General features: G+C 47.0%; 8 protein-coding genes. 3 read left to right on the top strand and 5 right to left on the bottom strand.

Annotated features, from left to right (window positions below):
- Nucleotides 1-292 precede the first annotated feature (292 nt).
- Together QT984_RS13420 and QT984_RS13425 are read left to right on the top strand one after the other, a co-directional pair.
- On the top strand, nucleotides 293-1,942 hold the full coding sequence (locus QT984_RS13420) for an ABC transporter substrate-binding protein (RefSeq protein ID WP_333054005.1): 1,650 nt from the start codon (nucleotides 293-295) through the stop codon (nucleotides 1,940-1,942).
- A 161-nt stretch (nucleotides 1,943-2,103) separates the two neighbouring features.
- Nucleotides 2,104-2,763: a pentapeptide repeat-containing protein gene (locus QT984_RS13425; RefSeq protein ID WP_333054004.1), complete on the top strand. Its 660-nt coding sequence runs from the start codon at nucleotides 2,104-2,106 to the stop codon at nucleotides 2,761-2,763.
- Between the two features lie 196 nt (nucleotides 2,764-2,959).
- On the opposite strand, the gene QT984_RS13430 is transcribed toward QT984_RS13425, so the two are convergent.
- The 4 genes from QT984_RS13430 to acnB form a co-directional block, all read right to left on the bottom strand.
- Nucleotides 2,960-3,340: a cupin domain-containing protein gene (locus tag QT984_RS13430; protein WP_445242800.1), complete on the bottom strand. Its 381-nt coding sequence runs from the start codon at nucleotides 3,338-3,340 to the stop codon at nucleotides 2,960-2,962.
- Between the two features lie 85 nt (nucleotides 3,341-3,425).
- Entirely contained in the window at nucleotides 3,426-3,881 is a 456-nt protein-coding gene (locus QT984_RS13435; protein WP_333054003.1) for a nucleic acid-binding protein, read from the bottom strand.
- Nucleotides 3,878-4,291, bottom strand: coding sequence for a hypothetical protein (locus QT984_RS13440; RefSeq protein WP_333054002.1), 414 nt, complete (start codon nucleotides 4,289-4,291; stop codon nucleotides 3,878-3,880). Before QT984_RS13440 ends, QT984_RS13435 begins: the two co-directional genes overlap by 4 nt.
- A gap of 159 nt (nucleotides 4,292-4,450) precedes the next feature.
- Nucleotides 4,451-7,066 (bottom strand): bifunctional aconitate hydratase 2/2-methylisocitrate dehydratase, encoded by a 2,616-nt coding sequence (gene acnB, locus QT984_RS13445; protein ID WP_333054001.1) that lies wholly within the window; start codon nucleotides 7,064-7,066, stop codon nucleotides 4,451-4,453.
- Nucleotides 7,067-7,529: 463 nt separating this feature from the next.
- On the opposite strand from acnB, the gene QT984_RS13450 reads away from it, so the two are divergent.
- A complete protein-coding gene (locus QT984_RS13450) occupies nucleotides 7,530-11,660 on the top strand; it encodes an EAL domain-containing protein (RefSeq protein WP_333231950.1) in 4,131 nt (1,376 codons plus the stop codon).
- Between the two features lie 735 nt (nucleotides 11,661-12,395).
- Here QT984_RS13450 and QT984_RS13455 read toward each other — a convergent pair.
- Nucleotides 12,396-16,955 (bottom strand): PAS domain S-box protein, encoded by a 4,560-nt coding sequence (locus tag QT984_RS13455; RefSeq protein ID WP_333313062.1) that lies wholly within the window; start codon nucleotides 16,953-16,955, stop codon nucleotides 12,396-12,398.
- Nucleotides 16,956-17,784 lie beyond the last annotated feature (829 nt).

Genomic DNA, 17,784 nt, shown 5'->3' on the forward strand with positions numbered 1-17,784 from the left:
CCGATCGAATATCACCAAGCTTTTAAGTTGCTGTGGTTAGGGAGCGATATTTGTATTATCTTCTGTCCGGTCGATTCCCTCCGCTTCGCTTCGCCCGAAATGAGGTAGGGGCGGGTTCAACAACCATATCTGCCAATAATTGACAATCTCAAAAACCCGCCCGGCCGGGATATTATGGTCAATCGCTCGGACGTGATATTACAGGAGAATCTATCAATAAATCCGGTTTCTAGTCTAATAGTGCGTAAGTCCTGATAATATAATCAATAATTTGGAGTGTCAAAAAAAGACGATGGGAATTAACAAGCAGCAGCCTAGAATACATATAAAACCTTCAGTGATTAAAGCGATAGCTCTGTTCTTTCTGTGCTGCTTGTTAACTGCAAGTTGTGGACAAAGAACACGTCCATCGGTCACTGCGACCGGCGAAAATGCTAATAACCGCGTTACTATTGGCACAACCTTGAAATTGCGGACGATCGACCCTGCGGACGCTTACGAAATTATCTCAGGGCAACTGCTGCAAAATTTGGGCGACACTCTCTATACTTACAAGTCGGGGACTACTGAGTTAATCCCCCATTTAGCCACAGCAATGCCAAAAGTTAGCCAAGACGGATTGACATATACCATCCCCTTGCGTCAAGGAGTTATTTTTCACGATGACACACCGTTTAATGCCGCAGCAATGGAGTTCTCCTTGCAGCGGTTTATCAAAAATGGCGGTCGTCCGGCTTTCTTGTTGAGCGATGCCGTAGAATCTGTGAAAGCGACGGGCGAATACGAATTAACTTTTCAACTCAAAAAGCCTTTTGCTGCTTTTCCTTCTCTCTTGACATTCGCTGGTAGTTGTGCAGTTTCTCCAAAAGCTTACGAGATTGGGGAGGGTAAATTTAAACCCGATACGTTTGTGGGAACGGGACGCTACAAGTTGGCAACTTACGGCAGCGATTCTCTCAAGTTTGATGTGTTTGACAAGTATTGGGGCGAAAAACCAGTTAATCAAGGAATTGACCTTTTGCTGCTTTCTAGTTCGTCAAATTTGTTCAATAGTTTTCGGACTGGTGCAGTTGATGTGGCTTATTTGTCTCTGGATGCAGACCAAGTTCAAAGCTTGGGCGAGGGAGCAAAACAAGGGAAATGGCAGGAAATTGCGGGGGAAAGCAGTACGGTTAGTTACATGACGCTGAATACTAAGTCTAAACCGTTGGATAAGTTAGAAGTGAGACAGGCGATCGCAGCAGCGATGGATCGCCCCCTGATTAATGAGCGCGTACTGCGCGGACAAGCACAACCGCTTTACAGTCTGATCCCTACAACCTTCGACGTTCAAAAACCGGTTTTTAAAGAACTGTACGGAGATGCCAACACGACAAAGGCTAAGGAACTTTTAACGAAAGCTGGATACTCAGCCACCAATCCTTTTGTTCTGCAACTTTGGTATCCTTCAGCTTCCACAAAACGAGCTTTAGTCGCGAGTCTGATCGAGGCGCAAACTAAACTCAAAATGGACGGGATAATGCAGGTAGAAATTAACAGCGTTGAATCTCCGACTTTGTTTCAAAACATAGAGAAGGGAATTTATCCTGCGGTTTTAGTGGATTGGTACGCCGACTTTTTCGATGCCGATAATTACATTCAGCCGTTTTTAGATTGTGCGACGGGTTCGGCGGCTGGGGGCTGTGAAAAGGGTGCTAGCCAAGGTCAGGGTTCGTTCTATTATAACGATCGGGTCAATGAACTGATCGACAAGCAACGAAAAGAAGCAAATCCTGAAACCCGCAAAGCTCTGTTTGCGGAAATTCAAGACATACTAGGTCAAGATGTACCTTTCATCCCTCTTTGGCAGGATAAGGACTATACCTTTGCTCAGAACAGCATCACCGGAGTCCGTCTCGAACCGACGCAATCTTTTCCTTTTTGGTTCCTGAAAAAGCAATAATTATTTACAATAATTTTGGGGGAGTTGAAACGTCAATAATTATTGCATATTTTGTGCACAACAGGGTGATGATTGTCACAGTTTATCAAAGAGACCGATCACCCAACCCTCTTTAATAATGTGCGATATTATTAACAGAGAGATATTGCTGAGGGTGGTATATGAAATTTGGGATTTTAACAACAACAGGGGTGCTAATTGCGATCGGTTTGGCATCGGGAGTAAAGGCAGAAAACGTATCCCACGTCAAGCAATTATTAGAAACTAAAAAATGTAGCCAATGTGACTTGACAGGAGCGCAGCTTGCTGGTATCAATCTGAGCGGGGCAGATTTGAGCGGTGCGAATCTGAGCGGTGCAAATTTGAACGGTGCAAATTTGAACGAAGCCAAACTGAACGAAGCAAATCTGAAACAAGCTAAATTGCAAGGTGCGAGTTTAATTGCTGCTAAAATGCACGGGGCTAATTTGGAGGGTGCTGATTTGAGCCGCGCTAATCTGAGTTTGGCGGGTTTAGTGATTGCGAGTTTGAAAAATACCAACCTCACCAGCGCTAATTTAATCGGTGCTAATTTAGAAAGCGCCAATTTGGCGGGTGCAAATCTGAGAAATGCTCGCCAGTCTGTAGCCAATTTAGCGAATGTCAGCCTCAGAGGTGGCAGTTTGTCGGGAATCGACGTACAGGGAGTCAACTTGCGGGATGCAAATTTGACCAATGCAAATTTGAACGGTGCAAATTTGAACGGTTCGGACTTGACAGGTGCCAATTTAAAGAATGCCAATATGGCAAATGTAGATTTGAAAAACGCTTCTTTGCCCTAGGACGATCGCCACTTGCTATATCAAATTCTGGTGCTTAACAAGCTTAATATAATAAGGTAGGGGCAATTCTGAAATTGCCCCTAAATTTTTAATTGTAGGATTTATCTTGTTTCCCGTCGCTGCGTAGCGTAGATGATTGTTCGGTGTGCGAAGCTTTTTCTTGGCGTCTGCGATTGCTTCATATTTGGATCTAGGATCAATCTGCCTCGTGAGCATCTTGGGCGAAGCGGATAATGTCATCATCGCCGAGGTATTCACCATTTTGGATTTCAATCATCACCAAGGGAATAACTCCTGGATTTTCTACGCGGTGAGCAGTATTCATGGGAACGTAGGTTGACTGTTTCTGCATGAGAATCGTCTCTTTGTCGTCGCAGATAACTTTAGCGGTACCGGAGACGACAACCCAGTGCTCGCTGCGGTGATAGTGCATTTGGGTGCTGATGTGATGCCCCGGCTTGACTTCAATGCGATTGATCTTATAACGATCGCCCGCGTCTATGACTGTAACTTGACCCCAGTAGCGGGTTTGTGTGCGATCGTCAATTTTTTCGCTTGTCTCCACTGTTTCCACCATGCTGTTTATCTCGCTAACGGTGTCTGTAAAAATATCTGTAGTTGAAAGTATAGCAGGGATTGGCTAAGTGCGATGGATTTAAACATTACTCAATTAGCCGCCACTCGCGAGCATCCACAAATTGGGATAAATGCCCCACATTTGTGGTGGCAATTATCACCTCATGCCCTTCATTTGCCTCCAAAATTGCTTGAGCCGCCAAAATCACATCCCCGTCAAGTGCATTGGCTTCTGCGGTTGGTCTTCCTCTCATTCTCGCTTGCGCCCACAACTGAGCGGCAAAAAGCATGACTTCTGTAGTCAAAGGACGATATGTAAGTTGTAATTTCAGTTCATCAAGCCGTTGAATACCTGCTAATTTACCTGCGCGGATCAACTCCCGTCGCACTTCGTAGTCAGCAATTTCAGGCAGAATTATTATTTCGCCCCTCCGCATTAAAGAGTTTAGCCAAACTTGGCACTCTTGAATTTCAGCAGAGGATGCTTTAGGGTTTGTCACCATTCCTAATGGGCCAGAGTCGAGAATAATTACTCTACTCATGGGAATAATGGCCGATTAGAAAGGCGGTCTTCATCTAAAGCTTTACGGAGATATTCAGCGGTTTCTGTTTGTTCTTGTTCATCTCCCTCCTCAATCCATGAATTGATTAATTCAATTGCACCTTTATTTCTTTGTATCCGTTCCTCCAGCGACAGTTTAGTAATGTCTATTTTCTCAGATGTCTGGGGAGGCTCGGACAATATGGGCGTTACTGTCACCGTTTCCATAAATAAGCGCATCATCTGAAGTAAATTCGGCCAATATTCTCTGGGAGTTTGCTGAATTACGCGGAGAAATGCCGCGATGGGCTGGCTTAAGGGGCGATCGCTTTCTTTGTCTTCAACCATAGGAGTTTCGGGCGCGGACTTTACTGTCCCTTGGCTTTCACTGCTTAAAACTTGCTCAGGCATAATCACTTTTCTCCTTTCTCAGATTTATATCAAGTTCGATCGACTTACGAAAAGGGGAGCGGGGCGGGTCGATCAATATCCTGGATGTGAATTAGAGATGCAGGGGTGAACCCCTACTCATATTATAAACAAAGGGCGGGCATTTGCCCGCCCCACTTTTTACTTGCTCAGCACACCATCGGGAATCCCCAAAATATCCTCAATGCGAGGCATATCTTCCAAAGCAATCACTCGTCCTTCATCCTCAAAACCAGCAATTTGATCGAAATTCAAATAGCGATACAAATCACCAGCAAAAGGATCGATTCTCTTTGACACAATGTCATTGTATTCTTGGACTGTAGGAATGCGACCTAACAGCGAACAAACGGCCGCCAATTCCGCCGAACCGAGATAAACTTGTGCATCTTTGCCCATGCGGTTGTTAAAGTTACGAGTAGAAGTTGAAAAAACCGTTGTCGCATCTTTAACCCGCGCTTGATTGCCCATACAAAGACTGCATCCGGGCATTTCTGTACGCGCTCCAGCGGCTCCAAAAATGCTGTAATAACCTTCTTCTTTGAGTTGCTGTTCGTCCATGCGAGTTGGCGGACAAATCCACAGGCGAGTTTTCACTTCCCCTGCACCTTCCAACACCTTCGCTGTGGCGCGGTAGTGACCGATATTTGTCATGCAGGAACCGACAAATACTTCGTCAACCCGATCGCCCGCAACCTCACTCAACAACTTAACATTATCCGGGTCATTGGGAGCAGCCACAATTGGCTCTTTAATCTCGTTCAGATCGATTTCGATGATTTCAACGTATTCCGCATCAGCATCCGCCTCCATCAGCACCGGATTTGCCAGCCATGCCTCCATCTTAGCCACCCGGCGCATCATCGTCCGCGCATCTTGATAGCCCCGCGCCACCATGTTTTTCAGCAGCGCGACATTGGAACGAATGTACTCAGAAACAGTCTCCACGCTCAATTTAATCGTGCATCCAGCGCAAGAACGCTCTGCAGTCGCATCGGTCAATTCAAAAGCCTGCTCAACCTTCAAATCGGGCAAACCTTCAATCTCCATAATCCGCCCAGAAAAGATGTTTTTCTTGTTCTGTTTCGCGACGGTTAGCAAACCTTTTTGAATTGCTACATAGGGAATGGCATTCACAACATCCCGCAGCGTTACTCCCGGCTGCAATTCACCTTTAAACCGCACTAAAACTGATTCCGGCATATCCAAAGGCATGACGCCCAATGCCGCAGCAAATGCCACCAATCCCGAACCCGCAGGAAAGGAAATTCCCAAAGGAAAACGAGTGTGAGAATCGCCGCCCGTTCCCACTGTATCTGGCAATAACATCCGGTTCAGCCAAGAGTGAATAATGCCGTCTCCGGGGCGCAAAGCTATGCCGGCGCGCTCTGCCATGAAATCGGGCAATTCATGGTGAGTTTTGACATCAACTGGTTTTGGATAAGCGGCGGTGTGGCAGAAACTTTGAATAACCAAATCGGCGCTAAATCCCAAACAAGCAAGTTCTTTCAATTCGTCGCGAGTCATTGGCCCTGTGGTATCTTGCGAGCCGACTGTTGTCATGACTGGTTCGCAAGATGTACCGGGGCGAACGCCGGACAAACCGCAAGCTTTGCCTACCATTTTTTGGGCTAAAGTAAAGCCTTTTCCCGTATCTACTGGAATTGTAGGACGGGTAAAAATAGTGCTAGGTTCTAGTCCTAAAGCTGCGCGGGTTTTGTCGGTTAAAGTGCGTCCAATTAATAGCGGAATTCGGCCACCTGCGCGAACTTCGTCTAGAATTGTGTCAGGTTTGAGGGTGAATGTGGAGATAATTTCTCCGGCTTCGTTGGTGATTTCGCCTTTGTATGGATGGATGGTAATTACCATTCCTGTTTCCATTTGGGAGACATCACATTCGATCGGCAATGCGCCGGAATCTTCAGCGGTATTGAAGAAGATCGGGGCGATCGCACCTCCTAAAATATAACCGCCACTGCGCTTGTTGGGCACAAACGGAATATCATTGCCAATGTGCCAGAGCACGGAATTAATCGCCGATTTCCGCGACGAACCAGTACCGACAACATCACCAACATAGGCTACGGGATGACCTTTTTGCTTCAATTCTGCAATGGTTTGCAAAGCCCCAGGCATCTTACTTTCGAGCATCGCCAAAGCGTGTAGGGGAATGTCCGGCCGCGTGGTAGCATGAGGTGCAGGCGACAAGTCGTCAGTATTGGTTTCTCCAGGAACTTTGAAGACTGTAACGGTAATCGCTTCTGGCAATACAGGACGGCCTGTAAACCATTCGGCATCCGCCCAAGAATCGACTACCTGCTTGGCGTAGGGATTTGTATCAGACAAAGCTATAACGTCGTGGAAAGCGTCGAATACTAACAACGTTTTGCTCAGTGCCCGGGCGGCGGTGGCGGGAATGGCGATTTCGGCAGTGGGGTTGAGCAAATCGATTAAAGATTGGACGTTGTAACCGCCCATCATTGTCCCCAGCAGGTAAACTGCCCATTTGGGAGCAATTAGGGGGCTGTGGATTTCGCCTTTAGCAATGCCAGTTAAAAAACCAGCTTTGACGTAGGCGGCGCTGTCTACGCCTGGGGGGACGCGATCGCGCAATAATTCTATTAAGGTTTCTTCTTCTCCTGCCGGCGGATTTTTCAGCAGTTCGCACAGTTCCGACGTTTGCTGGGCGTCTAGCGGCAGCGGTGGAATTCCCTCATGGGCACGTTCGGCCGCGGTACGGCGGTAAGATTCAAGCATTTCTCCTCTCTCCTCGGATAGTATTCGGTGGTTGGCAAGTAGGTGGCTTTACTTTTTAGATTAGGAGCTTCCGCTGCACATTGGGTAAAGTACCTCGCCATACATCAAAACTTAACGCAACTTTAAAAACAGTAGATTTTCATACCAAAGACAGATGTGGTCTTTAACGAGAGAGCAGCGTATCAAACTTCAGTCGAGCAGTTTAGGGCCTTCAGTTGCATAGTTCTGGTTAAGATTAATGTGTTGTGGGCTACTGTAGATCCTCCTCTGCATCTGAAATCGTCATTTACCAATAGTCTGGACTGTTTGTAGTTCGTAGTGTGAAACCCTTGATTTTCCGTTGGTAGCTCCATTGGCGAATCGCCTTGAAACTTTTATTCTACGAATGCTAATTAAAAACAGTCCGCAGTATTGATTGACCACAAGTTTAAAAAAGTTGTCCTGCTAATGGATCGATTAAACAATGGAAAGTTTTATCCCTGAAAAGTCTGAAGACTGTCACGGCTGGGCCTCCAAGCCAGACTTGTACAAAGAGCTGCAAGGAGCCAAAGAATTACTGCTGACGATCGCCAACTCGATGCCAATACCCCTGATCGTGAGCAGTCTGGGGGACGGCACAATTATTTATAGTAACGATTTATGTCGTCAGGCTTTCGGGTTCACAGGATTTAAGTCGATCGACCGCCAAAAAGCCGAAACGCTCTACCACAAACCAGCAGAGCGCCAGGAATTGCTGTTGCGGCTCGCCCGCAACGGACACGTCCGCGAGACAGAAATCCGGTTTAAAAAAGCTGACGGCACGCTGTTTTGGGCAAGTGTATCGATGCGGTATCTGACATTGGTGTCGGGGAAAGCTGTTCTGTCGGTGTTCACCGACATTACGGATCGGAAGCGAGCGGCCGCCAAGGAGCAGGAATTGCTCACGTCAATCCACTCGCGAGCCCGCCAGCAAGCGGCCGTCGCTTACTTGGGGCAGCAGGCCCTGGCCGAAACTGATTTGTCCGCACTGATGGACAAAGCTGCGGTTTTAATTGCTCAAACCCTGGACGTTGATTATTGCCAGGTGTTAGAACTGTTGCCCTCTGGTCATGCTTTTATGCTGCGAGCGGGGGTTGGCTGGCAGCCGGGCCTCGTCGGCAGCGCTACTGTTGCCGCTTCTGCTCGATCCCAAGCAGGTTACACATTGCTAGTGGGCGAACCGACGATCGTCGAAGATTTGCGGGTGGAAACGCGCTTTAGCGAGTTGCCGCTACTGCACAACCACCGGGCTGTCAGCGGCGTTACTGTGATCATTCCCGGCAATCGGGGACTGGGGAGGAACTGGGGACAAGTAGAACCAGCGGACAGTTCATCCTCGCAGGCCTGGGGCATTTTGGGGGTTCATACCAGCCAAGGGCGGGTTTTCAGTCAAGATGACGTTTATTTTGTAGAAGCGATCGCCAACGTGTTAGCTGCGGCGATCGAGCGGATTATATCGCAAGAGCGCTTACAAATGATGGAACGGGCGATCGAAAGTTGCAGCAACGGCATTGCAATCACCGACGCAACCGTTGCAGATAATCCGATTATTTATGTCAATCCCAGTTTTGAGCGGATTACGGGTTATAGCAGAGACGAGTTAATGGGCAAAAATTGCCGATTTTTGCAAGGCACAGACACTGACAGCCCCGCTGCCAAAGAATTGCGAATTGCGATTGAAGAAGGCAGAGAAGCTCAAGTTATATTACGCAACTTTCGGAAAGACGGCACGCCTTTTTGGCACGAATTGTCGATCGCTCCGGTTTACAACTCGCGGCGACACTTAACCCACTTTATTGGAGTACAAACAGACATTACCGACCGCCAGCGTTCGGAAGAAGAGTTATTTTTAAAATCTCAAGCTTTAGCAGCTTTTAGCGCTAATCTCAAACACTTGCACCGGATTACAACTTATCATTATCAAAACTTTGAAGAACTGGTTGACGATTATCTAACAGCCGGCTGTTTGATGTTTGGACTTTCTATGGGCATCATGGCTGAAGTTGACAGCGAAACTTTTATTGTCCAGGCAGCGAAAACTGATTTAGGATACTTCGTGCGAGGCTTAGAATTGAACCTCAGCGATACTTACTGCGCCGCAGTAATTAAGCTCAACAAAACAGTTGCGTATTCTCATATAGGAGCAAATATTGAGATGCGCGAACATCCTGCTTATCTAAGCTGCAAATCAGAATCTTACATCGGAACGCCGATATTTGTCAACAATAAAACTTACGGTACGTTAAGTTTTAGTTCGCCAGAAATAAAGAAAAGAAAGTTCAAGTACGAGGAAATAGAAATTATAGAATTGATGGCTCAAAGTATTGGGAAAATTCTGGCGGTTCACCAAATGGAAATCGAACGCCAGCAAGCTGAAAAAGAGCGATGCGAGTTGATAGTATCTCTCAAAGAAAGTGAAGAACGCTATCGCCGTTTAGTAGAACTATCTCCCGAAGCGATCGCCGTTCACAGTCAAGGGAAAATCGCCTACATCAATGCTGCCGGCGCGAAACTCCTCGGTGCGAGTTCTCCCGAAGCGCTGATTGGCTTTCCCATATTGCATTTCGTCCATCCAAACTATGTGGAAATAGCCACAGAGCGCATTCGGCTAGTCGAGACAGAAAATCAGCCACTCGACCTTGCCGAACAAAAACTAATGCGGCTCGACGGACAAATAATAGACGTTGAAATGGCCGGTATCCCCGCTATTTATCAAGGCTCGACGGCCGGCCAGATTATTATCCGAGATGTCACCGAGCGCAAGCGAGTAGAACGGGAACTGCTGCACGGCGCTTTTCACGATGCGCTGACGGGTTTGCCCAACCGGGTTTTGTTCATCGACAGGCTAGGACAAGCCATCCGCCGATCCAATCAGTCCCCCGATTACAAATTTGGTTTACTTTTCCTAGATTTAGACCGCTTCAAAGTCGTTAATGATTCTTTAGGACACGTTTTAGGAGACAAACTGCTAATCGCCCTCGCCCAGCGACTGCAAACCTGCGTCCGGGTTTCGGATACCGTCGCCAGACTGGGGGGAGACGAATTCACGATCCTGCTAGACCACATTCAGAGCCTCAGCGACGCCACCCTCGCAGCTAAAAAGATACAAAAAGAACTGACGAAGCCGTTTCATCTCGAAGGGCACGAAGTATTTACCACCGCTAGCATTGGCATTGTTTTCAGTCGAGGCGAAGCCACCCCCAGTGGCGAATTAAATTCGTACACTCACCCGGAAGAATTCCTACGCGATGCTGACATCGCTATGTACCGCGCTAAAGCTTTGGGTAAGGCCCGCCACGAAGTGTTTAATTTGGCGATGCACGACCAAACTATGTCGCTGTTGCAGTTAGAAACTGACCTGCGGTTGGCTATTTTGGGCAAGGAGGAATTAGGAGAGAGCAAGAATCAATGTTCGCACTTTATTGTGCACTACCAACCGATTGTTTCGATCGCCAGCGGTGCGCTCGAAGGTTTTGAGGCCTTGGTGCGCTGGCACCACCCAGTTCGGGGTCTAGTTCCGCCGTCTACTTTTATCCCTGTAGCTGAAGAAACAGGTTTGATCGTGCCTCTGGGAGCCTGGGTGTTGCGGGAAGCTTGTCAGCAATTGCGGATTTGGCAAGAAATGTTAACCGAGGAACAGGGAAGAAGTCCAATGGAAGTCGGAACAAGGCCCTTTGACTCGCTTCGGCTGCACTCAGAGCAAGTCGCTCAGCGTAACCAGAAGGAAGAAGGCGCTTCGACTTCGCTCAGGGTAACAACAGAGGAGAGGGCAACGGGCAATGTAGGGGATTTAACTGATGTAACAGATACAGGGCATGAGGAACACGGAACTTTTACTGAGCGTAGCCCCAGTATTGGTCACAGGGAAGAAAGAATCGGTAAAAAATTACCAATTCCCAGTTACCAATTCCCGATTACCGATTTCCACTCCTCTATTACCAATTCCCAATTCCCAATTACCAACTCTTCGGCTACGTTCAGTACAACTTCCCAGCTACCAATTGCGAATTTTAAATTACCCATTATTGATCCTTCGCAATTAACAATGAGCGTCAATCTCTCTCCTAAACAGTTAGGTATGCCGAATTTAATCGAGGAAATCGATGATATTTTAGCAGAAACTGGCTGCGATCCGAGCTGTTTAAAATTGGAGATTACTGAAAGTGCGATCGTGGAAAATGTGAAAAAAGCCAATATTGTGCTAGCCGAATTAAAAGGTAGGAATATTCGATTGTCGATAGACGATTTCGGTACTGGCTATTCGTCTTTAAGTTACTTGCACCGTTTTCCGCTGGATACACTGAAGATCGATCGATCTTTTGTGAGCCGCTTGGGGGCTGTCGAAAATGGTGACGACGGGGGTCAGCCTTTGCAGATTGTGCGGGCGATCGTAACTTTGGCTCACAATTTGGGATTGAATGCGATCGCCGAAGGTGTAGAGACAGGCGAACAGTTAGCACAGCTTCGAGAATTAGACTGCGAATTAGCTCAGGGATATTGGTTTTCTAAACCTTTGGACAGTTCTGCCGTGACCGAAATCCTGATAAATCTCGGTAATATAGAAATTAGGGACTGATTGAGCTACAGATTGGTAAATAGTGCCTCACCCTGTGAAGACATTTTTGCTACAAACTCCTAATCTCAAAACTGATGCACCAGGGAATAAATGGTGCATCAAAATTAGATTTTAGGTGATGATATCAAATCTGTTAGGATCGGAATTATTCATCTGCGTGAATCCGCGTCCATCCATTGTCATCTGCGGTTAATACATTCTCTTTTTTTAACCGCAGATGAGGGCAGATTAACAGATATTCACGCAGATAAATGAGTTCAATTCCGGTTGTACCGTCCGTGATTGTTGAGTATTGATATCGTTTCCGGTTGCATCGGAATGATTTAACCGCAGAGGGCGCAGAGAACGCAGAGGGAGAGAATACAGAGATGAATACAGGACGATGCTACCGGATTTGATATGACTGGATTTTATTGCAGAAGGAAGCAGGAAGAAGCAATATAATCAATCGTTTCAGCCATTAACAACGTCCTAACTGTCTTGGCGGTTGCTATATCAGGACGATGCTACCGGATTTGATATGGTTGAAAATTACCCAACTGACCACGAATTTCTTCATGTGGTACCCGCCACGTGGTTTATCCGTGGAATCAATCCAACATCGGAAATCGAAAATCCTCAAGAAAGAGCATTTATCTCGCGCAAGTCAATCCAAAATCTAAAATCTAAAATCTAAAATCGAATGACGCACAGTAACGCTTTCGCAATTGCCAATTACAACTTACCAATTCCCTATTAACAATTAGCTTTGAGGGGAATCTCGATCGCCAATTCTGTACCCTGGCCCGGCGAAGAAGTGCATTTCAGCGACCCGTTGTGTCTGTCTGTAACAATTTGATAGCTAATTGACAAGCCCATCCCGGTGCCTTTACCCACAGGTTTAGTAGTAAAAAACGGGTCAAAAAGCCGAGTGCCGACAGTCTCCGGTATTCCCGGCCCGTTGTCAGCAATCCGAATGATTACTTTGCCGGCTGGCGATAGTTCAGTGCGGATGCGGATGTTGCTGGGCTTTTGCCGCTTTTCCTCAGCAGAACGGCGCAGATCCCGTTCTTCTAAAGCATCCAAAGCATTGCTCAAGATGTTCATAAATACTTGATTTAATTGTCCGGCATAACATTCTACCAAGGGCAGTTGAGCGTATTCTTTAATTACCTCAATTTCTGGATGGTTGTGTTTAGCTTTGAGCCGGTGCTGCAAAATCATCAGGGTGCTATCTATGCCCTCGTGGATGTTGACGGCTTTCATTTCCGCTTCGTCCATGCGGGAAAATGTGCGGAGAGAAGCAACAATTTGTTGAATTCTGTCTGCACCGACTTTCATTGAAGAAAGCAACTTTGGCAAGTCTTTCATCAGAAAGTCGAGTTCAATATTGTCTACTTCTTCTTGAATTTCCGGGACTGGATCGGGATAGTGGTTTTGGTAAAGTTCGATCAGGTGTAGCAAGTCTTGGGTATAGTCGTTGGCGTGACTGAGATTGCCGTAAATAAAGTTAACTGGGTTGTTTATTTCGTGGGCGACTCCTGCCACAAGTTGACCGAGACTCGACATTTTTTCATTTTGAATTAACTGCGATTGAGTGCTGGTTAATTTCTTCAATGTTTTTTCTAATTCGAGAGCTTTATTCCGAGTTTGGGCGTAAAGATCGGCTTGGTTGAGGGCGATCGCCAATTGAACTGTAACCGCTTGCAATAATTCTACTTCGTCGTCACTCCAGAGTCGCACAGCAGCGGAGTGGGCGCAGGTAACAACGCTCACTACTCCCGAAAGTGCCTGCATGGGAATTGCCAAGACAGATTGGTAGCCCAGAGAGTTAAGAGAGCTTCTCCAAATAGGGTCTGCGATCGCTCCGACATCATCGATTTGCAGCGTTTCTAGACGCAACATCTGTTCTCCTATAGTTCCGAAATCAGAAGCTTTATAGCAACCTATTAAATCTGGAAGTTCTCTTGTGCGAGATTCTTGAATAATTTCCCAGTATGGTTCGTCTCCGTCGCAACGATACCAGCTAAAGTTGCAACGATCGATCTGCATGAAAGCCCGAATTTCTTGGACGGCGACAGCAATAATGCTGTCGAAATCGAGGGAATTGCGGATTTGAGTAGTGAGGTTGTTGAGCAGTTTTTCTCGCTCGGCTTGCTGTCTGAGTCTGGCTGACGATTGCCTTAAGGCAATTTCTCCCCGCTTGCGATCGGTAATGTCTTCGGTGACAGCTAATAGATATTGCGGTTTGCCATCAGCATCGAGTATTGCTGTTTTCTTGCTATGAAATATCCGCGTTTCTCCTTGGCTAGTTTCAATTTCTTCTTCGGCGATTTCTAAAATTTGCCCGCTATCGATCACTTCCCGGTCTTTGGCGGTGAAAAAATCAGCTTGTTCTGTTGGGAAAAAGTCGTAATCATTTTTGCCGATTACTTCTGCTGCACTGAAACCGAGTAACTGTTCAGCTACTGGGTTCCACAGAACAAACCGCAGTTCTTGGGCATCCTTGGCAACCACTCCTACGGGTATGGTTTTGAGCACTGACTCCATAAAATTTTGAGCGTGTTGCAGTTCTGCTTCTGCCTGTTTGCGATCGCTAATATCTCGGACGTTGGCAATGATGCTGAGATTGCCGTTGAGATTAATTTTGGACAGGGCAATTTCTGCATCAAAAGTTGAACCGTCCTTGGGACGCCTCGCTTTCCATTCCACGCGACCAGTTTCGCCTGCTAATACTCTTTCCCAAAGTTCTTCCATTTGTTCAATGGGATTGTCGGCGCTTGAATAGTCATTTTTAATTGATAATTTTTTTGCTTGTTCGGGGCTCACTCCGTACATTTCTAACATTCGATTATTGACATCGAGAATGTTTCCTTCTAAATCGTGAATGAAGATAGCATCGTAGACATTGTTAAATATGGTTCGCAGGTTTTGCTCGGAAACTTGCAGCGCTGCTTCTGCAAGTTTTCGATCGCCAATTTCTTGTTCTAATTGGGTGACTGCTTGGGAAAGTTCGGCCGTGCGATCGCTCACTCTGTCTTCTAACTCGACTGCTGCTTGCCGCAGGGCTGCTTCGGCGGCTTTGCGATCGGTAATGTCGATCACCGTACCGAACATTTTTACCACCTTGCCGTTGACATCGGTTTCGGCTTGACCCACGGCGTTCACGTGTCGCAAGATGCTGTCGGGACGGTAAAGGCGAAAGTCAAAATCAAAGGGGATGCCCGCTTCGAGTCCCCGCTGCACTTGAGTTTGCCACAATGCCAAATCTTCTGGATGAATCTGAGCGACCTGTTCGGCTAGGTTGGGCGCGATGGGGGCTGGTTCGAGTCCGAAGATGCGGAAAAGTTCTTCCGACCAAGTGATGGTTCCGGTGGCTGCGTCGAGTTCCCAATTTCCGACGTGGGCGAGTCTCTGGGCTTCTTGTAGCTGTCGCTGGCTGTTGCGGATGGCGGTTTCGGCAACTTTGCGATCGGTAATGTCGAACAATACGCCGCAAAATACGATTTCGCCGTTCTCGCTGCGGGTGGGCATGGAGTCGCCCTGCCACCAGCGAATCTCGCCGTCGGGCTTGACTAACTGCCCTTCGTAGTGCCACAGGGAGAGGTTTTCTATGGCCTGGTTCACCGAAGCGATGTAGCCTTCCAAGTCTTCGGGATGGACGCGGGAAATGAATGTATTGATGTCTTGCATCATTTCTGCTGCGGTAACGCCACTGATATCGAAGATGCGATCGCTCATGTAGTCAATGCGCCAAATTCCGTCACGGTTGCAAAACTGGAACAGAGCTCCGGGCATGGTGGCTGCGATCGTCCGAAACTTGGTTTCGCTGGCACTGAGTGCGGCAAAAGTCTGTCGCAGTTCGGCTGTGCGCGCTTCTACTCTGCGCTCTAGTTCTGCGTTGGCGTGTTGTAAGGCTGCTTCTGCTCGCTTGCGATCGGTAATGTCGGCGGCTGTACCTGTGGTGCAGAGGAAGTTTCCGGTTTCGTCGTACAGGGCGATCGCGTTAAACATCAAATGTTTCATGCTGCCGTCTTTGGCGATTTGGGTGGTTTCGTACTGGAAAATTGATTCTCCGGCAAACAGGCGGGCGAAAACTTCTAAATCTTTCTGGCATTGTTCTGGTGTCACAAAGTCGGAGAAGGGCCTACCGATCATTTCTTCTGGTTCGTAACCGTAGATGTACTTAACTGCTGGGTTGACGAAGGTGTAGCGTCCTGAAGCATCTACCGACCAAATCATGTCTTGGGAGGTTTCTACCAGGCTGCGGTATTTGCTTTCGCTGGCTTTGACGGCTTCTTCTGCTTGTTTGCGTTCCGTCATGTCGCGGGAGACGCCGACAGTCATGACGATTTGGCCGTCTGCGTTGCGGATCGGTGTTTTGACGGTGCTGAACAGCCGCACTTCTGAGTCGTAGCGCGTCACTGGTTCTTCGGAAATTTGCAGAGTCTGTCCGGTTTCAAATACGAAGGCGTCATCTCTGACGTACTGGAGGGTATTGTCGGGATCGGCGAAAGGTGCGTCTAGGATGTCTTGAAGTTCCTCTTGAGTCATGCCGTAATAGTCGCGGAATGCTTGATTTGCCCAAACAATTTTGGATTTGGGGCCTTTGACTAATACCATATCGGCGATCGAATCGAGAATTTGGTGATATTTTTGCTCGCTGTCGCGGAGTTTCTGCTGTGCTGCTTCGATTTGTGCTATTTGCCTCTGAGTTTGTAAGTGCAGTTCGGCTTGGTGGATGGCAACTGCTAAATGATCGCCTACTTGTCTGGCAAATTCGATTTCGTCTTCTTGCCAATCGCGGGGATTGCCGCAGGAGTGAATGCACAGCAATCCCCACAAATGTTTCCCTTGCAGCAGCGGTACGACTAAGTTGGCTCGAATTTGAAATCGCTTGAGGATTTTGAGGTGACAAGGGCTCAACCGGGCTTTGTAGATGTCCGTGACAGCTTGAACGTAACCTTTGGCATACTTGGCGGCAAATTGTTCGCCGAAACAGTAGTCGCGGACTCTTGCTCCCAAAGATGGGCTGTATTGGGGCAGTACGTCTTCGGACACTACTTCGCCCTCATTCCATTCGGATTCGGGAAAGAATCGGTAGACGGCGACTCGATCGGCATTTAGGAGTTGCCGAACTTCGGTGGCTGTGATTTTGAATATTGTTTCTAAGTCTAGGGATTCACGAATTTTGCCAATCACTCCCATCAGCGCTTGCAGCTTTTTGAACCAGGTTTGAGACTGCGTTTCTCTTTCTAGGTGAGCTAGTTTCTCGCGCAGGTTGCAAACTTCGTAATACAGGTATTCATGAAACATAATGCTTTTTCTTTAGTTATTTTGCGGTTTGGTATCGAGGTTGATGGCATCTCAATAGCGCTCTGCAAGTTGAGTCTGGTAAGTCAAAAAGGCAAAGAACCTATTCTCCTCCTTCTGCTAGCACTTAGCAGCTACTCACACTGCATTTCCGTATTTTTTCGAGATTTGGAGGTCTATCGACCATCTTAGCTCCCGTATATTTACTGAAAAAGTGGCATAATTTGCTACTTCATTAAGTATCAATTATTGAGAATAATGCTAACAAAACTTACACATAAACCCGGTTTATTAACGTAATCAAGTCAGGGAATCTCCGAAAGTGGAAACAAGAAACCCGGTTCCATTTCGCGATCGGGAGGAGCGTCTCTGACTAATTTTGACATTTTTTTTGCTCGCCTTCGGTTTCTATTGTCACCTTTTTATTATTACCGCAAACTCGATTAATGGTTTCCTTGTTTTGGCGATTGAATATCCTGTTGGGAACACGTCTTTTAAAATTTGTTTGAATTTCGGCGATCGCCTTTTCTAGAGTTTTAAGTAATGCTCGATTTATAGCAATCCTAAATGATTATACTCGTTACCAGGAAGAGCGTGGTAACGCAGATCCGGAGGAAGAGCCTCCATAGTCTGGGCCGAGGCAGAGCCTCGCTTACATCGGTTCCCAGGCAGAGCTTGGGAACCAGTTAAAAAATGGCAGATTTTTGCTTGAATTTCTACAGAAACTGTGAGGGTATTGTCGCGCAAACCAAGTTCAACTGCTTTTGCCAGTTTTTTGCGTTGTCAGCAAGTTTTTGATAGTAAATTTTATACCAATTATCCAAAATCTTGC

Source organism: Microcoleus sp. Z1_B2, from assembly GCF_036700325.1.
Classification (GTDB): Bacteria; Cyanobacteriota; Cyanobacteriia; order Cyanobacteriales; family Microcoleaceae; genus Microcoleus.